21 protein-coding genes and 1 tRNA gene are annotated in these 21223 nt (G+C 71.3%); 13 read left to right on the top strand and 9 right to left on the bottom strand.

Features of this window, described 5'->3' with window-relative positions; genetic code table 11:
• Window positions 1-26: 26 nt before the first annotated feature.
• The 3 genes from map to HNR10_RS18610 form a co-directional block, all read right to left on the bottom strand.
• Window positions 27-797 (bottom strand): type I methionyl aminopeptidase, encoded by a 771-nt coding sequence (map, locus tag HNR10_RS18620; protein ID WP_179825304.1) that lies wholly within the window; start codon window positions 795-797, stop codon window positions 27-29.
• Window positions 798-988: 191 nt separating this feature from the next.
• The gene (locus HNR10_RS18615; RefSeq protein ID WP_179825302.1) at window positions 989-1747 is read right to left on the bottom strand and encodes a hypothetical protein; all 759 of its coding nucleotides are present in this window, start codon (window positions 1745-1747) and stop codon (window positions 989-991) included.
• Window positions 1731-2066, bottom strand: coding sequence for an ArsR/SmtB family transcription factor (locus HNR10_RS18610; RefSeq protein ID WP_281390146.1), 336 nt, complete (start codon window positions 2064-2066; stop codon window positions 1731-1733). Before HNR10_RS18610 ends, HNR10_RS18615 begins: the two co-directional genes overlap by 17 nt.
• Before the next feature lie 169 nt (window positions 2067-2235).
• Here HNR10_RS18610 and HNR10_RS18605 point away from each other — a divergent pair, with 169 nt between their 5' ends.
• The 9 genes from HNR10_RS18605 (at window position 2236) to HNR10_RS31780 (ending at window position 10963) form a co-directional block, all read left to right on the top strand.
• A complete protein-coding gene (locus HNR10_RS18605) occupies window positions 2236-3543 on the top strand; it encodes a sensor histidine kinase (RefSeq protein WP_179825299.1) in 1308 nt (435 codons plus the stop codon).
• Between the two features lie 190 nt (window positions 3544-3733).
• Entirely contained in the window at window positions 3734-6334 is a 2601-nt protein-coding gene (lanKC, locus tag HNR10_RS18600) for a class III lanthionine synthetase LanKC (RefSeq protein ID WP_179825297.1), read from the top strand.
• A 112-nt stretch (window positions 6335-6446) separates the two neighbouring features.
• Complete coding sequence (locus HNR10_RS18595) at window positions 6447-6569, top strand: SapB/AmfS family lanthipeptide (protein WP_179825295.1); 123 nt, start codon at window positions 6447-6449, stop codon at window positions 6567-6569.
• A 117-nt stretch (window positions 6570-6686) separates the two neighbouring features.
• Window positions 6687-6806: a SapB/AmfS family lanthipeptide gene (locus HNR10_RS18590; protein ID WP_179825284.1), complete on the top strand. Its 120-nt coding sequence runs from the start codon at window positions 6687-6689 to the stop codon at window positions 6804-6806.
• Window positions 6807-6832: 26 nt separating this feature from the next.
• Window positions 6833-6952, top strand: a complete 120-nt coding sequence (locus HNR10_RS18585) for a SapB/AmfS family lanthipeptide (RefSeq protein WP_179825282.1) — start codon at window positions 6833-6835, stop codon at window positions 6950-6952.
• A 75-nt stretch (window positions 6953-7027) separates the two neighbouring features.
• The gene (locus tag HNR10_RS18580; protein WP_179825272.1) at window positions 7028-7156 is read left to right on the top strand and encodes a SapB/AmfS family lanthipeptide; all 129 of its coding nucleotides are present in this window, start codon (window positions 7028-7030) and stop codon (window positions 7154-7156) included.
• Window positions 7157-7207: 51 nt separating this feature from the next.
• Window positions 7208-7378 (top strand): hypothetical protein, encoded by a 171-nt coding sequence (locus tag HNR10_RS18575; protein WP_179825263.1) that lies wholly within the window; start codon window positions 7208-7210, stop codon window positions 7376-7378.
• A gap of 74 nt (window positions 7379-7452) precedes the next feature.
• Entirely contained in the window at window positions 7453-9210 is a 1758-nt protein-coding gene (locus HNR10_RS18570) for an ABC transporter ATP-binding protein (protein WP_179825260.1), read from the top strand.
• Window positions 9194-10963: an ATP-binding cassette domain-containing protein gene (locus HNR10_RS31780; RefSeq protein WP_179825258.1), complete on the top strand. Its 1770-nt coding sequence runs from the start codon at window positions 9194-9196 to the stop codon at window positions 10961-10963. The genes HNR10_RS18570 and HNR10_RS31780 overlap by 17 nt, the downstream gene beginning before the upstream one ends.
• Here HNR10_RS31780 and HNR10_RS18560 read toward each other — a convergent pair.
• The gene (locus HNR10_RS18560; RefSeq protein WP_312889333.1) at window positions 10944-11639 is read right to left on the bottom strand and encodes a response regulator transcription factor; all 696 of its coding nucleotides are present in this window, start codon (window positions 11637-11639) and stop codon (window positions 10944-10946) included. The two genes, HNR10_RS31780 and HNR10_RS18560, sit on opposite strands and share 20 nt — an antisense overlap.
• A 309-nt stretch (window positions 11640-11948) precedes the next feature.
• On the opposite strand from HNR10_RS18560, the gene HNR10_RS18555 reads away from it, so the two are divergent.
• The 3 genes from HNR10_RS18555 (at window position 11949) to HNR10_RS18545 (ending at window position 14513) form a co-directional block, all read left to right on the top strand.
• Window positions 11949-12866, top strand: coding sequence for an ABC transporter ATP-binding protein (locus HNR10_RS18555; RefSeq protein WP_179825257.1), 918 nt, complete (start codon window positions 11949-11951; stop codon window positions 12864-12866).
• Window positions 12863-13618, top strand: coding sequence for a hypothetical protein (locus HNR10_RS18550; RefSeq protein ID WP_179825255.1), 756 nt, complete (start codon window positions 12863-12865; stop codon window positions 13616-13618). Before HNR10_RS18555 ends, HNR10_RS18550 begins: the two co-directional genes overlap by 4 nt.
• Window positions 13619-13835: 217 nt before the next feature.
• Window positions 13836-14513: an AAA family ATPase gene (locus tag HNR10_RS18545; protein WP_179829814.1), complete on the top strand. Its 678-nt coding sequence runs from the start codon at window positions 13836-13838 to the stop codon at window positions 14511-14513.
• 1 nt (window position 14514) lies between these two features.
• Here the strand turns inward: HNR10_RS18545 and HNR10_RS18540 are convergent.
• From HNR10_RS18540 to cysS, 3 genes are all read right to left on the bottom strand, one after another.
• Window positions 14515-14587 (bottom strand) — tRNA-Thr (locus tag HNR10_RS18540).
• A gap of 138 nt (window positions 14588-14725) precedes the next feature.
• The gene (gene rlmB, locus HNR10_RS18535) at window positions 14726-15682 is read right to left on the bottom strand and encodes a 23S rRNA (guanosine(2251)-2'-O)-methyltransferase RlmB (RefSeq protein WP_179825253.1); all 957 of its coding nucleotides are present in this window, start codon (window positions 15680-15682) and stop codon (window positions 14726-14728) included.
• Window positions 15683-15820: 138 nt separating this feature from the next.
• Window positions 15821-17215: a cysteine--tRNA ligase gene (cysS, locus tag HNR10_RS18530; RefSeq protein ID WP_179825251.1), complete on the bottom strand. Its 1395-nt coding sequence runs from the start codon at window positions 17213-17215 to the stop codon at window positions 15821-15823.
• 276 nt (window positions 17216-17491) lie between these two features.
• On the opposite strand from cysS, the gene HNR10_RS18525 reads away from it, so the two are divergent.
• Window positions 17492-19816 (top strand): DUF2637 domain-containing protein, encoded by a 2325-nt coding sequence (locus HNR10_RS18525; RefSeq protein ID WP_246406287.1) that lies wholly within the window; start codon window positions 17492-17494, stop codon window positions 19814-19816.
• 117 nt (window positions 19817-19933) lie between these two features.
• Here HNR10_RS18525 and ispF read toward each other — a convergent pair whose 3' ends face one another.
• Both ispF and HNR10_RS18515 read right to left on the bottom strand, forming a co-directional pair.
• Window positions 19934-20404: a 2-C-methyl-D-erythritol 2,4-cyclodiphosphate synthase gene (ispF, locus tag HNR10_RS18520; RefSeq protein WP_179829812.1), complete on the bottom strand. Its 471-nt coding sequence runs from the start codon at window positions 20402-20404 to the stop codon at window positions 19934-19936.
• Window positions 20405-20440: 36 nt separating this feature from the next.
• Window positions 20441-20923, bottom strand: a complete 483-nt coding sequence (locus HNR10_RS18515) for a CarD family transcriptional regulator (protein WP_179825249.1) — start codon at window positions 20921-20923, stop codon at window positions 20441-20443.
• Window positions 20924-21223 lie beyond the last annotated feature (300 nt).

Here is a 21223-nt window from a genome sequence, read left to right as displayed (position 1 = left end):
AGCGGCGGGTGAGTCCCGCGGCCGGCCTACGTCGGCAGCGTGAGGATCTCGGCCCCGTCGTCGGTGATGGCGATGGTGTGCTCGCTGTGCGCGGTGCGGCACCCCGTCGCGCTCCGGAGCGTCCACCCGTCGGCGTCGGTGACGAGTTCGGCGGTGTCCGCCATCACCCACGGCTCCAGGGCGAGCAGCAGGCCGGGGCGCAGCTTGTACCCCCGGCCGCGCCGCCCGGTGTTGGCGATGTGCGGGTCCTGGTGCATCGTCGACCCGATGCCGTGGCCGCCGAACTCGGTGTTGATCGGATACCCGGCCGCGCCGAGGACCGAGCCGATGGCATGGGAGATGTCGCCGGTGCGAGCCCCGGGGCCGGCCGCGGCGATCCCCGCGTTCAACGCGCGCTCGGTCACGTCGATCATCGCGACGCTCTCCGCGGGCCGGGACTCCCCCACGACGAAGCTGATGGCGGAGTCCGCGGCGACGCCGTCCAAGGAGACGGCCAGATCCAGCGTCAGCAGGTCGCCGTCGGCGAGCGCGTAGTCGTGCGGCAGTCCATGGAGGACGGCGTCGTTGACGGCCGTGCAGATGTAGTGGCCGAACGGCCCGCGCCCGAAGGAGGGCGCGTAGTCGACGTAGCAGGACTGCGCGCCGGCCTCGACGATCATGTCCCGGGCCCAGCGATCGATGTCCAACAGGTTCGTGCCAACCGTGCTACGGCTCCTGACCGTTCGCAGGATCTCGGCGACCAGGGCACCCGACTCCCTCGCTCGCGACACCCCGGTAGGGCTCAGGATCTCGACCATGCGGCACCTCACTCACCAAAACCAATAACTATACCGCTCCCACTCTACGCGAAGCGGAACAGTCCTCGGAGACGGGATCCCCCCGGGGGGGCCGCTCACACGGGGAACGACCCGTGCCACCGCGACGCCGCGCACAGCCGACCCGACTCGATGCCGGACCGCGCGCCGAGCATCGCGGTGTCCACCCGTCGTCACTGTGCCCGCGTGGACGCCCCGCCTCCTCGCGGTCCGCCCCGACGCACCTCGCCCACGGCACGCGCCAGCGCCAGGCCGAAGGGCACCAGGGTGGCCGCCACCACCGCGGCGGCCATGACGAGCGCTCCGAGGAGCGGCCCGGGGAGGAGGACGAACGCGGCGGGCCCCACGACGGTGAGCAGGCCACCCGTCACGACCATCGTCCTGCCGGCCAGGGGCTGCGCCCTCCGCCAGGCCTCGGCCCACTCCCGGTAGGAGCGGTTCTCGGGCATCGCCCACGAGCGCGAGGACACGGACACCAGGACGCCTGTCGTCGCGAGCACCACCCCGCCGAGTGCGGCGGCCACAGGCGCGACAGGGACGGCGGCGTCAGTGCCCACCGCGATCACCAGGCAGTGCACGGCGAGGAAGAGCAGTCCCATGACGACCAGCACGGCATTGAGGTTGCGGGCACGGGCCCGGGCGTCCCCGCCCACGGTCAGACCCAGTCGCCGCTCGATGGCGCGGTCCAGCGGGGACGCCGCCACGATCAGGGCGGCGACCAGCACGGTGGCCGCGGGACCCAGAGAGACGAACAGCAGGCGGGGCACCTCGACGGCATCGCGCCCTCCCTTCGCCTCGCGCGTGGTCACCACCGCGGGCAGCATGTCCCAGACCGCCCAGGTGATCCCCGCCATCGCCAGCAGACAGACCGCGGTGCAGACGATCCCGGTGACGGGCACTCGGCGCGCCCGGGACTCAGAGCCGTGCTCCACGAGGACCTTCCCCCTTCTCCATGTCGTAGCGCCCGACCGCGGGGATGGCGGCGTCCAGTCCCGCCAGCAGCAGCACACCGCTCACGCCCTCCAGGAGGGCACGCTTGTCGACCCGGTAGTGGATGCGCACCCCCGCCCGCTTCGGCACGACCAGGCCGGCCTCCCGAAGGGTGCGCAGGTGGGAGGAAAGCGTCGGTTTGCTGATCCCGAGGCGCTCGGAAATGATGCTGGCGGTCATGTTGGGCTCCTCCTGGAGCAATCTCAGGAGTTTACGTCGAGAAGGGTGAGAAACTGCGAGGTAGAAGGATTCTTCTGCCATGTGTCCACCTCCTGGGAACTCTTTCGACCCACTCTAGGAACGTTCCCGCCCCGCGCGCATCGACCTGCTGGCATGAACACGCACACCTGGCCAGGGCCCCTCGTGTGCCTGGTGTCATGTGTACCGGCCGTGAAATGGGTCCGCGCGCGAGTCGGATATGTTGTCGACCATGAGCGAAAGAGGAAAAGGCATTGCGTCGGACTGGCTCGGTTTCGACGGCGAGCGCGCACCGCGCGTCCTCTCGCTGTTCTTCTGGGGAGCGATGGCGCTGTTCACCCTCATCAACGCCGTCTCTCCCGTGCTCAGGTCGGACGGCGCGCAGGCCATTCGCCTGCCGGAGGAGGCATGGGACCCCCTGAGGATCTCCAGCCTCGCCGCGGTGGCGGTGCTCTCGGCGCTCTGGCTCGCCGTCCCCTGGTCGGCCGCCGCCGGGGGACGGCGCAGGGCCGCCGCCCTGTGCTTCTACGTGGGAACCCTGTACTTCCTGTTGTGGGGCGGCTTCCCCTCGTTCGTGCTGATGATGCTCGCCATCTGCAACGCCGTCCTGGTCTTCGGAACCCCGACGGCCGTCGCCTACATCGCCACCGTGGCCCTCACCATGTTCGTCGCGGTCATCTTCAGTCCGGGGCAGACGCCCGCCGCGGCCCTGCTGAGTACGGCGCTCGTCGCCTTCCAAGCTCTGGCGGTGCTCATCGTCTTCGGTGCGCTCATGCAGGCCCGCCGGGGCGCCCAGGAGAGGGAGAGGCTGATGTCGGAGCTCGAACTCGCCCACGGTGAGCTGCGCAGGTACGCCGACCGCGTACGCGATCTGACCGTCACCGCCGAGCGCACGCGCATGGCCCGTGAGATGCACGACTCCGTCGGCCACTACCTCACGGTGATCAACCTGGCCCTGTCCAACGCCAAGCGCTTCCGCACACTGCGCCCGGAGGACGCGTGGACGGAGGTGGACGACGCACAGCGGCTGGCCCGGGAGGCGCTCCAGGACACCAGGCGCTGGGTGCGCGCCCTGCGCCCGCTGAAACTGGACGGCCGCGCGGGCGCGGAGGCGATGCGTTCCCTCACCGACTCGCTCTCGGGCCCCGACATCGACATCTCCCTCACCCAGGAGGGGGAGTGGCCCTCGGTCTCGGACGAGACCGAACTCGCGTGCTACCGGACGCTGCAGGAAGCCCTGACCAACGCCCTGCGCCACTCCGGCGCCGACCGGGTCCTGGTCCGGCTCCGCTGCTCCGACGGAATCGAGGTGGACGTGAGCGACAACGGGAGCGGATCCCCCGCCGACCGGCTCGCCAGGGGCAGCGGACTCCAGGGCCTCAGGGAGCGCATCAGCGCCGCCGGCGGCGACCTGCTCGTGGAGGGGAGGGGGCCCGAGGGAGGAGTGCGGCTGAGCGCGCGCTTCCCGGTGGACCCTGCCGAAGGCCCTGGCCGGCGCCCCCGGCCGCGACAGGCACGCCACCCCGGAAAAACTCTGTGACGAGTTGTTCACAAAAGGCTATTTCGATTATTTGTGAACCATCATCGGTGGCAGCACAGGAGCCCCCGGACAAGGGGTGCAATCTGTCCTCATCAGGCCCCTTCCATGCCGTTGATTCGATTGACCCAGAAGAATGCCTCCCCCTAGGGTTTCGAGTGGCTCACAGAACCTCTTGAAACCAGGGCGGAAGATGAAGCTCAGATATTTCGAGTACTGTCTGGCGGACAGACTCTTCTACGACGAGCCCAACCGTTGGAGTTCCGGCGAGGGCACGTATCATCATGCCTCCATCCCTGTTCCGGAGGGGTGGGCCACCGCCACCAAGGGCCCCTGGTTCAACTTCGTCAAGAAAGACACCGCCCTGCGCGAGCAGGGGTGGAAGGTCCACGTATCGGCGAATAGAGAGACCGCCCAGAAGGTACTCGACATCACCGCCGACTACTGTTTCGCAAACGGCATCGCCTTCAAATTCCTCGCCGGGGAGTCCGCACTCATATCCAGGAACCTGAAATACGCGGACCGCGGCGGCAGTGGAAAGTTCGTCACCATCTATCCGGAGGACGACGCCCAGTTGCAGCGCGTGCTGGAGGAGCTGGAGGGACCGCTCGACGGACTCGGCGGGGCCTACATCCTCAGCGACCTGCGCTGGAAGGAAGGCCCGCTCTACGTGCGCTACGGCGGTTTCTCCGAGCGCTACACCCGCAATGAGCTCGGGGAGCCCGTACCCGCGATCGAGGCGCCCGACGGGGAGCTCGTCCCGGACAAACGCGATCCGGTCTTCACCTGCCCCGACTGGGTCACGGTCCCCGACTTCCTCCGGCCGGCCGTCGAGGAACGCTTCCGGAGCAGGGCACCCGAGGGATTTCCCTACACCATCGACTCCGCCCTGCACTTCTCCAACGGCGGCGGCATCTACCTGGCCACGCGCCGCGACGACCCGGAGGGGGCCAAGGTCGTCCTCAAGGAGGCCCGACCGCACGCCGGACTCGACCAGATCGGCCGGGACGCCGTCAGCAGGCTCAAACGCGAGTACGAGTTCCTGAGGAAGCTCGCCGATGTCGACACCGTCGTCGGCGCCCACGACTACTTCGAGCTGTGGGAGCACCACTTCCTGGTCCAGGAGTACGTGGAGGGCACCACCCTCAACAAGGAGATGGTCGCCCGGCTTCCGCTGATCAGGCCGCACCAGGACGACGAGGCCCTCGCCGAGTACACCACCTGGGCACTGGACGTGGCCGCGCAGGTGGAGTCCGCGGTCTCGGGACTGCACCGCGCGGGCATCGCCTTCGGAGACCTGCACCCCAACAACGTGCTCCTGCGCGAGGACGGCCGTGTCTGCCTGGTCGACTTCGAGATCTCCACCTACACCGACAGCGAGCAGCGCATCGGCATGGGAGCCCCCGGATTCGTCCCTCCCGACGAACGCGAGGCCGTCGCCGCCGACCGCTACGCGCTGGCGTGCATCAAGCTCGCCCTGTTCCTTCCGGTGACCGTCCTGCTGACCCTGGACGCCCGCAGCGCCCCGCGCCTGGTCGAGGAGGTCGAGCAGCGCTTCCCCGTCCCCGAGGGGTGGGGGGAGGGCGTCCTGGCCGACATCGACCTCGGCCCGTCGACATGGGCGGGGACCGAGCCGGAGATGGAGCGCAGCCACGAGCTCATCCTCGGAGGGGGCGAGCGCAGACCCGACTGGCCCGCCCTGGAGGAGGCCGTCGGCCGGGGGGTGTGGGCGAACGCCACCCCGCACAGGAACGACCGCCTCTTCCCTGGTGATGTCGGCCAATTCGACTTCGGCGGACTCGGCATGGCCTACGGCGCGGCCGGTGTCCTCTACGCGATGGACGCGGCGGGGCAGGGCAGGCGCCCCGAGCACGAGGACTGGCTCGTGCGCCGGGTCCGCGAGCACCGGGGCCCGCACCGTCTGGGCTTCTACGACGGCCTGCACGGCATCGCCTTCGCACTCGACAGCCTCGGAAGGACCGCGGAAGCCCACGAGTTCCTGGAGACGGCGCAGTCCGACGGACAGGTCGCCATGTCCCATGAGCTCTTCGGCGGACTCAGCGGCGTGGCGCTCAACCGCCTCCACTTCGCCGGCCGCCTCGACGACCAGGAGCTGCTGGGGCAGGCCCTGCGCGACGCGGACGAGATCGCGGACAGGCTGCGCCATGCCCCGCCTCCCGTGATCGACGAGCAGGGCAGGCACCGCAGGGCGGGACTCCTGTACGGCTCCTCGGGCAGCGCCCTGCTCTTCCTGCGCCTCTACGACGCCACCGGGGACGAGGCCCACCTGGACGCCGCGGCCCTGGCCATCGAGCACGATCTGGAGACCTGCATCCACTCCGAGGAGGACGACACCCTCCTCTCCAACGAGGGCTGGCGCAGTATGCCCTACGTCGGAACGGGGTCCGCCGGCATCGGCGTCGTCATCACCGAGTACCTCCGCCACCGGGCGAACACGGAGTTCGCGACAGCACTGGGCCGTATCCGCCGGGCCGCCGAACCCGAGTTCTGCGTGTGCCCCATCCTCTTCCACGGCACGGCCGGACAGATGGGCTTCCTGGCCCATCTGCGCGACCCCGGCGCACCCGACCCCTCCCTCGACCGTGCCGTGGAGGCCCAGCGCGACCACCTCCGTCGCCACATGGTGGGGCTGCGCGGAGACATCGCCTTCCCCGGAGACCAGCTGATGCGGCTCTCCATGGACTTGGGCACCGGCGGCGCCGGGATCCTTCTCGCACTCGCGGCGGTGAGGGACGACCGACGACCGATGCTGCCCTTCCTGACCCGGCACTGACGGCCTTGTCCCGACGGCCCCGCCCGGGGCCGTCGGGACCGGGCCGCAGGCCCTGACCGGGGCGGCCCCCAGAGGGCCGCGCACACCACCGCACACGGAAAGGAGGAGAGCCATGTCCTTCGTCCTCGACCTACAGGGCGTCCAGGTCGACGCCCACGACGGAGTGGAAGCCATGGGCCCGAGCACCGTCAGCCCCATCTTCTGCCTCAGCAGCGCGTCGGTCATCGCCTGCTAGCACCAGCGCGCCATGGGCTGCGAGGACGCCCCGTCCCGTCCGGCCACCGTGCCCCGGGCCGGCGTCCGTGCGTCCCCGCAGAGCGTGACCACTGCCCGACATCCTTGAGGGAGAACCATGTCCTTCGTCCTGGACCTCCAGGCGATGCCCGATCACGGCGGCCACGAACTCCAGCTCAAGCCGAGCACGTGGAGCTGGTTCGGCTGCTTCAGCAACGCCAGCGTCGCCGCCTGCTGACCCACCACGATCCGAGGAGAACGCGCATGTCGTTCGTACTGGACCTGCAGAGCCTCGACAACACACCCGGTGAGGAGGCACTCGGGCCGCTGAGCACCGAGAGCGTCTTCGCCTGCGCCAGCAGCACCAGCTTCTTCTGGTGCTGACACGTCGGGGCGGCCCCGGTCCTCCGCCGGTCCGCCCCGGCCCACCCCTCTCCCCCTCCCCTGGAAGGAACCCCCATGTCCTACGTCCTCGACCTGCAGTCCATGGATTCCGCGGCCGCGGGAGACGCCCCGGCGTCCTGGAGCCCGGGAAGCACGATCAGCAGCTTCGGCTGCTACTCCACCGCCAGCGTCGCCATCTGCTGAGGCGTCCACAGCCCACCGCCCCGACACACCCACGTTCCGAAGGAGAAGACCATGGGATTCGTCCTTGACCTGCAGGGCCAGGTCGGCATCAACGACAACGCCCAGGCAGGCGCCGACAGCACCATCATCAGCACGGCGAGCCTGAGCGTGTGCGTGGCGAGCACCGTGAGCGCCGCCGGCTGCGCCACCGGCAGCACGATCAGCGCGGTGATCTGCGCCTGATCCCCGGCGGCCCGCATCCGACCGGTGCGGGCCGCCGTCGCCCTTCCGTCCTCCGCAGAACCCCGGGAGACCGCGTGACCGACCGACCAGCCGACCGCCTGCTCGTGAGGACGGTGCGAGCGCACCTGGGACGCAACGTCCTGCTCACATCACTCTTCCTCGCCGGAGCCGGCGGCGCGCTCCTGGTCCCCTCCGCGGTCGCCTCCGCCGTCGACGCCCGACTCGGCGGCCAGGGGAACGGCGCCGTGTGGTGGCTCGGCGCGGTGATCCTCCTCGTCGCGTGCACCAACGTGGCCACCCAGGCGATGACCGCCCTGTGCGTCGCCGACGCCACCGTCGAGCTGCGGAGCCGGGCCCTGGGCCACCTGCTCCGCCTCAGCACCACCGAACGGGAGCGATTCAGCACCGGCGACCTGACCATGCGGATCACCTCCGCCGCGGGCGTGGCCGCCTCGATCGTGGCCCTGCCGGGACGCTTCCTGGCCTCGGTCACGGTCTCCGGAGGCGCGTTGGTCGCCCTGTGGCTCGTCGACCCCCGCATCGCCTGCACCTTCCTCCTCGGGGTCCCCGCGGCGTTCCTGCTCATGAAGGTCTTCGTCGGCAGGGCCACCCCCGTCCTCGACCGCCAGCTCGCCGTCCAGGGACGGATCTCCGGCCTTCTCCTCGAAGTGCTGACCGGCATCAGGTCGGTGCGCTCGGCGGGAAGCGAGCGCAGGGAGACCGCGCGCGTCCTGCGCCCGCTGCCCGAACTCCGCTCCGCGGGCGAGGCCATGTGGGACATGCAGGCGAGGGTGAGCTGGCAGGCCGGGCTCCTCGCACCCGCCATGCAGGTCCTGGTACTGGCCACCGCGGGGTACGTGCTCACCACAGGAGGAATCGGCCCGGGAAGCCTGCTCGCCGCCTCCGGTTACACCCTGCTCGCCCTCGGCCTCTTCGAACAGGTCGCGGTCTTCATGGGCCTGGCACAGACGCGCGCGGGCGCCCGCAGGCTCCTGGAGATCGAGCACGCGTCCCCCATGGCCTACGGGGACCGCGAGCTGCCGCCCGGACCGGGGTCGGTGCGGTTCCGCGGTGTCGGCGTGCGCGGACCCGAGGGCGCGCTGCTGGCGGGCGTCGACCTGCACGTGCCCGGCGGCGCCGTAGTGGCCGTCGTGGGCCGCTCCGGTGCCGGAAAGACCCTCCTGGCCTCCCTCGCGGGCCGTCTGCGCGACCCTGACGAGGGCAGAGTGGAGATCGACGGCGTGCCACTGCGCGAACTCTCCGCCAAGGCCCTGGGCGAGGCCGTGGGCTGGGCCTTCGAACGCCCGGCCCACCTGGGGCGCACCCTCGCCGACACCATCCGCCTCGGCAACGGCGACCTGGAGCTCCCACAGGTGGTGGAGGCCGCTCGACGGGCCCGCGCGGACGGGTTCGTCCGCCGCCTGCCACGGGGCTATGACACCCCTCCGGCGGAGGCGCCCATGTCCGGCGGCGAGCTGCAACGGCTCGGACTCGCCCGCGCCATGGCCCACCAGGGGCGTCTGCTGATCCTGGACGAGGCCATGTCCAGCCTGGACAGCGTTACGGAACACGAGATCACCGGGGTGCTCGACGACGCCCTGTCCGACCGGACCCAGATCGCCCTGGTCCACCGCATGTCCCGGGCGGCCCGGGCCGACCTGGTGCTGTGGCTGGACGCCGGCCGGGTGCGGGCCTTCGCGCCGCACCGTGAACTCTTCCATGAGCCTGGCTACCGAGAACTCTTCGGAAGCGAGGAACCGGACGCCCCACACCCGTCCCGAACCGCCGGGGCCACCGACACGAAGGAGCCCTCCGATGCCGTCCAGGCGTGACGACCGCACGTATACGGCGTTCCCGCGGCCGGGATGGCCGCTCCTGGCCGGGTCCCTGGGCCTGCGGTGGAGAGCGCTCCTACGGCTGGCGGCCTGGTCGATGGTGGAGTCCCTGCCCGCCGCCTTGTCCGGTCTCGTGATCGCCCGGGCCATCGACGGTGGCTTCCTCGCCGGGGACTTCCGCACGGGCCTGCTCTGGCTCGGCCTGCTCTTCGCCGTGCACGGCGTCGGTGCCCTGGCCACCCGCTTCACCCTGGCCGCCACGGGCTCGGTGGTGGAACCGCTCCGCGACGACCTGCTCGGCGCCGTGGTGGCCTCGGCCGTGCACGGGGACGGCGTCGACCGGAGCATCCCCGACAGCGCGAAGGTGGCCCGCGTCACCGAGCAGGTGGAGGAGGTCCGGCGCACGACCGGAACCCTGCTCAGCGGCGCCCGACGGTTCGTCTTCACCCTCGTCGCCACCACGGTGGGCCTCCTCGCCCTGGCCCCGAGCGTGCTGGCCGTGGCCCTGCCCCCGGTGCTGCTGGCCATCGTGCTCTTCGCGGCCCTCCTGGGAACGCTGGTACGCCGCCAGTACGCGGCGGTGGTGGCCAACGAGGCCGTCGCCCGCTCCGCTGGTGAGGCCCTGGCGGGCAGCCGCGACATCACCGCCTCCCGCTCCTGGGAAGCGGTCTGCGCCGACACGGCCGGGGACTTCAGGGCGGAACGTGCCGCCGACCTGGCCATGGCCAGGGCCGTCGCCCTGCGCGGCGCCCTCACCTCCTTCGGCTCCTACGGTCCCCTCCTGTGCGCGCTGGCCGCTGCCCCACTGCTCATCGGCGGCGCGGACGGCCTGACGGTCGGAGCGCTCGTCGGGGCCATCAGCTACCTGGCCTCCAACATCGAACCCGTCATGCGTCTCCTCACCGAGGTGCTCGGCGGCGCGGGTCTGGTCCTGGTCGTGTCCCTGCGACGACTGCGCGACACCTGCCCCGAGCCCTCGCCGAGCCGGGTCGAGGACACACCTGAGGCCGTGGGCGGCAGCGATGCCTCCGTGGAGGTCGACGACGTCGCGTTCGCCTACGGGGGGAGCGGCCGACCCGTCCTCGACGGGGTGCGCCTGCGCCTGCGCCACGGCGACCACCTCGCCGTCGTCGGCCCGAGCGGCATCGGCAAGTCGACTCTGGCCCTGTTGCTCGCGGGCCTGGCCCGGCCGGACCGGGGCGTGGTGCGGGTGGGGGGCGCGGATCCCGCGGACCCGGATGTGAGACGGACCGACCTGGTGTGCCTCATACCCCAGGAGGCCTACGTGCTCACGGGGACCCTGCGCGACAACGTGGGCTACCTGTGCGAGGGCGCCCCTGACGGGCACCTCCTCGAAGCGCTGGCGAACGTGGGAGCCGCGGAGCTGGCGGAACGTCTGGGCGGACTGGACGCGGTGGTCGACCCCGCGGCGCTCTCGAACGGGCAGCGGCAGCTCGTCGCGCTCGCCCGCGCCTACGCGTCACCGGCGCCGGTGGTCATCCTGGACGAGGCCACCTGCCACCTCGCGCCGTCGGACGAGAGGCGCGCGGAGGAGGCCTTCCGTGCCCGCGGCGGAACCCTGGTGGTCATCGCCCACCGCATCGACTCGGCGCGCCGAGCGGGGACCATCCTCCTGCTGGACGGTTCGCGACCGCTGGCCGGCACGCACGAGGAGCTGCTGTCGGCCTCGGACCTGTACACGGACCTGGTGGGCCACGGGGAGGTCCGGCTCAGCCGTCCTGTCCCCTGACCCACAGCGCCAGCTTGGTGCGGTCGCGCAGGTTCAGCTTGCGCAGGATGTTCGTGACGTGGTTCCTGGCCGTGCCCTCGGAGATGAACAGCCTGCGGGCGATCTCGCGGTTGCTCGCCCCGTCCCCCACCAGGCGGGCCACCTCCTGCTCGCGCTGGGACAACACCTGCTCGTCGGACCCGGCGGCCGGTGACACATCCTCGTTCTCCGACCCGCCCGACACGTCACCGGGAGCCTTGAGCAAGGCACCGACCAGGCGCTCGGTGGCCGAACTGCCCAGCACGATCTCGCCGCTCACCGCCCTGTGCACCGCGTCCGCCAAGCGCTCCGGCATGGTGTCCTTGAGCAGGTAGCCCTTGGCACCGGCACGCAGCGCGCCGATGACCAACTCGTCCTCGTCGAAGGTGGTCAGGACGATCACGGGCAGTTCCGGTCGGTCCTCACGCAACCGTTCGATCATCGTCACGCCGTCCATCACGGGCATCCGGGCATCGGCCAGGACGAGGTCGACGGCCGGAGGTTCGGGGGACGTCAGGAGAGCGAGTGCCTCGGCGCCGTCGGCAGCGGCGCCGACCACCTCGATCCCCGGCTCGATCTCCAGCAGTTTGCGCAGGCCCTCGCGCATGAGGACCTGGTCGTCGACGATCAGAACCCGAATCGGAGGCGTTTCGCCCACTACACGGACCTCGTTCCACAACGGCGTACGGACACGGCGGAACGCGTGCGAGGCGTTCCCGAAAAAGGCCACCCTTTTTGCGTTCACCCTAGCCTTTCACACCTCTCTCCGCGCACAGATCCCTTGTCCACAGGGGGTCCATGCCTCCCGTCATGCCCCCGGTCACCGCTGTGCCGTCGACACATGACGTGAACGTGCCTGTGTACGGATGGTGTCGCATTTACGCCCCCCATAACCTGAACCGGTGAAATTCCCGTGCTCCATCGCCCCCTTCCCGGGGGCCCTTCCGGCGGAAAAGGAGAACCGGCGATGACGCGTACGACGGACGTGGAGGCACCGGGCAACGCCGTGGTCGCCACCGGGCTGACGCGGGACTACGGAGGAGGCGCGGGGGTCTACGACGCGGACCTTCGTGTGGCGAGGGGAACGGTGTTCGGCCTGGTCGGCCCCAACGGAGCGGGCAAGACCACGCTCATCTCCCTGCTCTGCGGAGTGCGCAGGCCGGACCGGGGAACTGTCTCGGTCCGGGCCGAGCGCGTGGCCCTGTGCCCCGACGTACCGGACTTCGAACCGTGGCTGACCGCCTCCGAGGTGGTGTCCTTCGGAGCGCGCCTGCGGGGGCAGCGCGTCACGCGGGAGCAGGTGGAGCGGGCCCTGGAACGGGTGGGCCTCTCCGGCAGCGCGCACCGGCGCAACCGCTCCTTCTCCCGCGGGATGCGGCAGCGCCTCGGGCTGGCGGCCGCCCTGGTGTGCGATCCGGACCTCATCGTCCTGGACGAACCCGTCTCCGGGCTGGACCCACAGGGCCGGGCGGACCTGCTGAACCTGGTCTCCGACATGCGGGGCGAGCGCACGGTCCTCTTCTCCAGCCATCTGCTCGACGACGTGCAGCGCGTCTGCGATGAGGTCGCCGTGCTCAAGGCCGGACGCGTGGTGTACCAGGGTTCGGTAGGAGTGCTGGTGGACCGGCACGTGCGCCCCTCCTGGCACCTGTGGACCCGGGGACGGGCCCACGAACTGGCACCCCTGTTCAATCGGCACGACTGGGTCACCCATGCCGCGCCCGTGGACCCGGACTGCCTCCACCTGGAGGCGGTCTCGGTGGAGGCAGGGGAGTACGGCATGCCGCGCGTCCTGGCGGAAGCGGGGGCGGGTCTGGTCGGCATGTCCGCCCATGAGGCCGACCTGGAGTCGGCCTTCGTCTCGCTGACCCGGGAGGCACGATGAACACCGCCGCGTGGCACCTGGAGTTCCTGCGCACCGTCCGGACGCCCGGGCCGGCGATCGCGGTGGCCCTCGCCGCCCTGTTCGGTGCGGGGTCCCCGTTCATGGCCCTGTACGCGAACGAGATCATCGCCGCGCTCGACCCGAGCGGGACGGCTCCGGCGATGCCCGATCCCACCCCTCAGAGCAGCATCGGCACGTTCATGGACAACACCGTGGGGCCGCTGCTGCTGGCGGGGGTGCTCATCGCCGCCCTGGCCCTGGCCTTCGACAGCCGCCCTTCCAGGGCCCTGTTCCACCGCACCCGGGTCCCCCGCGTCGCTGACCTGGTTCTGCCGCGCTGGACGGTCGCCTCGATCGCCGTCTGCGCGGCCTACGCCGTCGGAGCCCTGTGCGCGTGGGCGAGCACGGCCCTCGTACTGGGGACGGTACCGCTGGACCGCTTCCTCTTGGGAACCGCGATCAGCTGCGGCTACCTCACGTTCGTGACGGCCGTGGTCGCACTCTCGGCGGGGCTGGCACGCAACGTCCTGGCCGTTCTGGGCATCGCCGCGGGGATCCTGGCCGCCACAGCCATCGCCGCCCAGATCCCCGTGGTCTCCGGCTGGACGCCGCCGGCGCTCCTGGGCGCCCAGGTCGCCCTCGCGGGCACGGGCGAGGTGGGCGACTTCCTGCCGGCGCTCGCCGCGACCTCGGTGCTCGACGCGCTCTGCCTCCTCCTCTGCGCCTGGCTGTGCTCCCGCCGGGAGTTCTAGCCACAACGCCCCGGACCGCACGCGGCCCGGGGCACACCCCTGTACGGCACACTCCTGACACGGCTGAGCGCTCCCCTCGCCGTCAGCCCGCGCGTCAGTGCGTGTTCCGTCGGCCGACCGAGGTCGTACGATGATCATGTCCGGCCCAGGAAGGCCCGACAGACGGTCGGTAGGCGGTGGAGCCGTGCTGACGGATGTGCCCACGACGAAGGACGCGATGGTACGCGGGGCGGTCTACCCCCGGCGGTCCCTGGTGCTGGTCGCCGGGGTGCCCGGGGCCGGGAAGAGCACCCTGTTGCGGCGGCTGTTCGGTCTCCGCGGGGACGAGGCGCGGACCGTGCTCACCGCGGACGGCACGCGGGTGATCGACTCACTCCAGTCGCGCAACCGCCTGGGACCGCTGCTCGCCCTGGTCCCCTACCCGCTGTGGCGCTGGGTGGTGCACGTACTGCACCTCGCCCGCGTGGCCGCGGCGCTGCGGGGCGGTCCGGTGGTGGTGCACGAGTGCGGGACCCGGCGTCCGGTCCGCCTACTGCTCGCCCTGCTCTGCCGTCTCCTCCGGTACGAGGTGCACGTGCTGATGATCGACGCCACCCCGCATGAGGCCCTGAGCGGGCAGAACGCCCGGGGGCGACGGGTGACCGAGCGCAGCCACCGGGTGCATTCGCGGCGCTGGCGTCGGCTGCGAGCGGCCACCAGGAAGGGTCCCGCCGCGTTCGCGCCGGGCGCGCGCAGCCTGCTCCCACTCGACCGGCGCCGGGCGCGGGAGCTGGCCTGGATCCGGTTCGGCCCCTGCGAGGAGGCCCCTGAGGCCCGCAGCGCCGCGACGGAGTCGCCGCCCTCCCGGCTCGAACCCGACCGGGACCTGCGCGTCATCCCAGGTCAGGCCATGTGAGAGCCAGCGAGGGGACTTGAACCCCTAACCTATCGCTTACAAGGCGATTGCTCTGCCAATTGAGCTACGCTGGCGGGCTGCCGAGGTCCACCGGCCTCGGGCGTCCACCCGAATGGTACCGGTTCACACGGCCACAGGCCTACTTGGTCGAGTCCCACCCCTGTTGTACCGGCCAGGCGGGGTCCCGGAGCGCGCTCCGGGACCCGGGTGTCCTACGCGGACGCGCCGCGGCGGCGGGTGACCTCGTACAGGGCCACGCCGGCCGCGACGGAGGCGTTGAGGGACTCGGCACCACCGATCGGGATGCTCGCCACCACGTCGCAGGCCTCGCGGACGAGCCGCGAGAGCCCCTTGCCCTCGGAGCCCACGACGACCACCAGCGGACCGGTGGCCAGCTCCAGCTCGGGCAGCTGCGTGTCACCGTCGGCGTCGAGGCCGACCACGAAGAGGCCGGCCTTCTTGAAGGACTCCAGCGTGCGCGTCAGGTTGGTGGCCTGCGCCACGGGCAGGCGGGCGAGCGTGCCGGCCGAGGTCTTCCACGCGGTCATGGTGACACTCGCCGAGCGCCGCTCCGGGATGACGATGCCGTGCGCGTTGAACGCCGCGGCCGAGCGCGCGATGGCGCCCAGGTTGTGCGGGTCGGTGACGCCGTCCAGCATGACGACCAGCGGCGGGGTGTCGGCCTCCAGGGCCGCGTCGAGCAGCCCCTCGGGCGCCCAGTACTGGTAGGGCCGCACCTGGAGCACGATGCCCTGGTGGGTGGCGTCCGGCAGGCCGTTGCTCTCGCAGCGGCGGTCCAGGTCGGTGCGGTTCACCTCGACGATGCCCACGCCCTGGGAACCGGCCAGCTTGGCGGCCTCGTTGACCCGGTCGTCGGGGTCGAGGCTGTTGGACAGGAACAGGCGGGTGGCGGGCATGCCCGCGCGCAGCGCCTCCACGACCGGGTTGCGCCCGATCAGCAGGTCGGCGCCCTCACCGCGGCGCTCGTTGCGCGGCCCCGGCTGTCCGCCGCCGGGCTGCGCCGGACGGTTGGCCGCGCGGGCGCGCTGCTTGCCCTGGTACCAGTGCCGCTCCTTGGCGGGCAGGGTGCCGCTCTTCCCCTCCAGGGAACGCTTGCCCTTGCCGCCACTGCCCTTGGTCGGGCCCTTCTTGCTCTTCTTCGCCGGCATGGTCGCCGCCTCCCCGTACATCATCGCGCGAGCATGCCGGAAGCACTCGTGTGTCCGGCTGGTGGAATCCGCCGACCAGCGCGCGGGCGGCGGCGAACTTCCAGACTAACGCCGCCGCGCCACCGCGCGTGTCCTTCGTCAGCCGCGCCGCAGGTCCCAGCGCGGCCCCTGCGGGGTGTCCTCGACCACGACGCCCGCCTCGGTGAGCCGGTCGCGGATCGCGTCGGCCGCCGCGTAGTCCTTGCGGGCGCGGGCCGCCTGGCGCTGTTCGAGGGCGACCGCGACCAGGGCGTCGACGACCTCCCGCAGCCCCTGCTCCCCACTGGCCCACTGCTCGCTGAGCGGGTCCAGTCCGAGGACGCCGAGCATCGTGCGCAGCTGTCCGGCCAGCTCCGCGACCTTCTCCTTGCTGCCCGCGTTCAGCGCGGTGTTGCCCTCGCGCACGTGGCCGTGCACGACGGCGAGCGCCTGGGAGACCCCGAGGTCGTCGTCCATCGCGGCGGCGAACTCCGCGGGCACGTCCGCGGCCGGGGCGACCTCGCCCAGTACCTCGACGGCACGGGTGACGAAGCCCTCGATCCGCTGGTAGGCGGCGGCGGCCTCCTGGAGCGCGGCGTCGGAGTAGTCGATGGTGGACCGGTAGTGCGCCTGGCCGAGGTAGTAGCGCAGCTCCACCGGCCGGACCTTCCCGACCAGTTCCGGGATGCGCAGGGAGTTGCCGAGCGACTTGCTCATCTTCTCGCCGCCCACCGTGAGCAGGCCGTTGTGCAGCCAGTAACGCGCGAACCCGTCGTCGGCCGCCCGCGACTGGGCGAGTTCGTTCTCGTGGTGCGGGAAGACCAGGTCCAGACCGCCGCCGTGGATGTCGAAGGTCGGCCCCAGGTACTTGGTGGCCATCGCCGAGCACTCCAGGTGCCAGCCGGGGCGTCCGCGGCCCCACGGCGTGTCCCAGCTGGGCTCGCCCGGCTTGGCGCCCTTCCACAGGGCGAAGTCGCGCGGGTCGCGCTTGTCGCGCGCGGCGTCGGCGGACTCCACCACCTGGTCCGGGCGCTGGTTGGACAGCTCCCCGTAGCGCGGGTAGGAGCGCACGTCGAAGTAGACGTCGCCGGAGCGGTCGTCGGCCGCGTAGGCGTGGCCGGCGTCGATGAGCCGGCGCATGAGGTCGATCATCTCGGGCACGTGGCCGGTGGCCCGCGGCTCGACGGTGGGCGGCAGGCAGCCCAGGACGTCGTAGGCGTGGGTGAAGGCGCGCTGGTTGCGCTCGCTCACCTGCCACCAGGGGACGTCCTCGGCCGCGGCGACGTTGATGATCTTGTCGTCGATGTCGGTGACGTTGCGGCAGAAGGTGACGTCGTAGCCCAGGTGGGTCAGCCACCGCCGCAGGATGTCGAAGTTGACGCCGGACCGGATGTGGCCGATGTGGGGGGGCGCCTGCACGGTCGCACCACACAGGTACAGGGAGGCGCACCCCTCACGCAGCGGGGTGAACTCGCGGACCTGTCGGGCACTGGTGTCATAGAAGCGCAGACTCACGTTGTCAAGCGTATCCGCTTTCCCCTCGCACCCGCGTCACAAACCGGCACCGCGGCGGTGGTGAATCGGCTCCCGGACAGGTCACGGGATGGATATGGACTGAACCGTATTCGAGACATCGGGGCATGGGATAACTCGCTCCGCCCGCCGACCGCCGCCTTCTACGGCATGCAAAACCTGACAAACACCCACAGAACGGCATGACATCGTCCGTTCGGGAAGCGACCGTAATCGGCCGGAATCTCGTGTTAGCGCCACTGGCTGGACTACGCTGCGATGGCGATGGCCCCTTACAACAACGCCCCCGAGACAGGGACACGGAACAGTCGGCCCGCAGGTCGCGGCTCGGGAGCCGGTGCTCTCGTCGGTGGCGCCCTGTTCGTCGGCGTCATCGCCGTGTGCGCCCTCGTCATCTCCTACCACGGCATCTTCCAGTTCGCCCGGTACGGCGGACACGAGGGGAGCCCGCTGGCCCACGTGTTCCCGGCGACCTACGCGCTGCTGGTGCTGATGGCCTTCTGGGTCAGTTACATGCTGCGCGAGGCACGGCCGAGACAACGGCTGTGGGTCGACGTCATCCTGATCCCGGCGCTGGTCCTGCTCGCCGCGGGCGCGATGCTGCTGAACAACTTCGAACTCGTGGAGTCGGTGAACCAGCGCGTCGCCAACGTGATCGTCGCCGTCGCGCCCCTGGCCGCGCTCCTGATCGCCTTCCTGCTGTGGTTGACCGTCCGCGCGCACATCCGGCGCCGCCGACGGGCGCCCTCGCGACCGCGCCCCGCCGAGGACCGCACCACGGTGCTGCCGGCCAGGGCCGTCGCACCGCCCGAGGACGAGTTCGACGAGGACGAAGACGAGGGGGACGATCCCCTCAGCACACGGCTGCTGCGTCTGGGCGCCGCCGACGACACCGTCATCCGCCCCTCTCCTGCCGCCCGGCCCGCCGCGCCGGAGGAGGACGACGCGCCGCCCGTGGGCCGACTGCACGCGCAACCCGTCGCCCCCGCCGACGACGTGCCGGAGGAGGACGACGCGGAGACGGCCTCGGAGGCACCCGGGCCAGAGGAGCCGGAGGCCCCTGAGGCGCGGGGCCCGGAGGAGCCGGAGGCCTCCGTCCCGACGGTTCCGCTGCCGCGCCGCGCGAGCCGGGGCGACAACCCGATCAAGCGCGCCGCCGAGACGGTCCCGGTGGTGCCCGGAGCGGCCCGGCCCGCACCCGTCGAGGACGATGACGAACCGGCGGTCGCGGACGACCTCGCGGACGAGGGGTTCCTGCACGAACCGCCGCCCGGCGACCCCACCACGGACGAGGCCGAGGCTCCCCCGGCCGTTCCGGAGCCCCCGGCCGTCGAGGAGGCCCAGGCACCGGAGCCCGGGCCGGCCCCGATGCTCCTGGCGCAGGACGACGAGGACGAGGAGCCGACCGCTCCCCTCACCGGTCCCGCCATGCCGGGGGAGGAACGGTTCCAGCCGGGCGCCGCGGATCCGGACGAGCCCGAGGACCTCGGAGTCCGGGACGAACACCGGGAGTCGGCTCCGTCCTCACCCCCTGAGGCGCAGGTGGAACCGCACACCTCGGCGGACGACCCGGTTGATGAGGCCGAGTCGGACGAACCGGCTCCGCACCTCGATCCGGCCGTGGTCGTGGACGCCACCCCGGCCGGTTCCTCGACCACGGTCGAGCCGGCTCCGTACCTCGACCCGACCACGGACGAGGACGTCTCTCCGACCGAACCTCCGGCCTCGGACGTGGACGCCACCCCGACCGAACCCCGCATCCCGGACGAGCCGGCTCCGTACCTCGATCCGACCGCGGACGAGGACGGCACCGCCGTCGAATCCCCGACCACGGACGAGCCCTCCCCCGGCGGGGACCTCTGGGAACCGCCGCGGGAGGAGCCGGACACCAGCGCCCTGGACGACTACGTCCCACCGGTGTGGACCCCGCCCGGTGAGGACCCCGAGGAGTCCCACGAGAGCGGCGGCCCCGACCGCACCGACGCCGCGGCCGAGCGCGAGGAGCAGGCGTTCGCACCCGCTCTCGACCACGACACGGGACCGGAGGTGCGCGCCGCCTTCCGCATCGGTCCTCCGTCCGCTCCGGAGGCCTCCGGAGCGGTACCTCCCGCTCCGCCGCGGCCCTCCGTGGAGCCCCGGGCGCCCCGCACGCCCCGCTTCTCGGGGACGGTGCCGCCCGGCGCGGCACGCCCCGGCCCGGAACCCGAGCCCGAGCCGGCGGTTCCGGAGGACACGGCGCCCGACCGCGGACCCCGGCCGGAGGCGCCCCGGACACCCGAACCCGAACCGATGGCGGAGCGGGACCCGGAAGCGACACCCGACCGCGGACGGACCGCGGAACAGAACGCGGAGCAGGGTCCGGAACCGGAGCCCGAGTCCTCGACGGACCCGGAACCCGAACGGCGATCCCAGCCGCCGCCCCACGCCGAACCGGAGCGCCCCGTCCTGCGCAAGCGACCGCTGCGCACGCCGGTGGAGAAGCGGGCGATGGCGTTCAAGCCGCCGCGGCCCCCGATGCCGGACTTCACCGCCGAGCCGCCCTCCCGACGCGTGCGCAGCGAACCCCTGCGCCCGGAGGAGTAGCTCACTCCCCCGGCCCCTTCCAGGGCCGGCCCAGGGCATGGCGAAGGGCCCCGGGCCGCACACGTTCCTCCGTGTGCGGCCCGGGGCCCTCGCGTCGTACGAAGCCCTCCGGCCCGCTCAGCCCTCGGGTGCGCAGAGGGCCGTCGCGACGGCCGCGATGCCCTCTCCGCGTCCGGTGAGGCCCAGACCGTCGGTCGTGGTCGCAGAGATACTCACGGGCGCTCCCACGACCTCTGACAGCGTCTTCTCGGCCTCCGCGCGCCGGGGCGCGAACTTGGGCCGGTTGCTGATGATCTGGACCGCCACGTTGCCGATCTCGAACCCGGCCGCACGCACGCGCGCGACCGTCTCGGTGAGCAGGGCGGCGCCGGACGCGCCCTTCCACCGCGGGTCGGACGTGCCGAAGTTGGATCCGAGATCACCGAGCCCGCAGGCGGACAACAGCGCGTCGCACGCGGCGTGCGCGGCGACATCGCCATCGGAATGGCCACTGACTCCGTCTTCTCCCGGCCATTCCAAACCGGCCAGGAAAAGAGTTCGTCCAGGAGAAAAGGGGTGGACGTCGGTTCCGACGCCCACCCGAGGCATATTCTTCATCAATGACGCGATTCTACGACCGTGCCCTCAGCCCGTCAGAACCTCGTCGAGGAGGGCTTCCGCCTTGTCCTCGTTGGTCTTTTCCGCGAGGGCGAGTTCGCTGACGAGAATCTGCCGCGCCTTGGCGAGCATCCGCTTCTCACCGGCGGACAGACCGCGTTCCTTGTCCCGGCGCCACAGGTCCCGAACGACCTCGGCGACCTTGTTGACATCGCCCGACGCCAACTTCTCCAGGTTCGCCTTGTAGCGCCTGGACCAGTTGGTGGGCTCTTCGGTGTGCGGTGCACGCAGCACCTCGAAGACCTTGTCCAGGCCTTCCTGACCCACCACGTCACGAACGCCGACATCCTCGGCGTTCGAGGCGGGCACACGCACCGTCAGATCGCCCTTGTCGACCCTCAGAACGAGATAGCTTCTGTCCTCGCCCTTAATGGTGCGAGTCTCGATCGCTTCAATACGAGCAGCCCCATGATGGGGGTAGACAACAGTGTCGCCGACCTTGAAAGCCATGTGACAGGTACCCCTTCCGCTACCACAAGGATACCACGAATCTGTGACTTAACGTACCTAATAGGTTTGCGAACACGCAGGTCAAGGGTACCTTTTTGGGGCTTGACAAAGTGTACCCGAACGGCCCGGACACCGGGTCGGACCAGGTCAGTGAGCGCTCGGACCCCTTCTGGCCAGGGCGACCCGCACGCCGGAGGGAGGGGGCCGGTGAAGCGTGTCGGGGCGCGAACCGGTAGGGTTCCCCGCTTCGGAGCGATACATGTCACGATTTCGACACAGGCCGGCCGGTGCTCGCTCCCC

It is taken from the genome of Nocardiopsis aegyptia, assembly GCF_013410755.1.
GTDB classification, from domain to species: Bacteria; Actinomycetota; Actinomycetes; order Streptosporangiales; family Streptosporangiaceae; genus Nocardiopsis; species Nocardiopsis aegyptia.
Note: the sequence above shows the minus strand (reverse complement) of the source record. Positions and strands in the feature narration are given on the sequence as shown.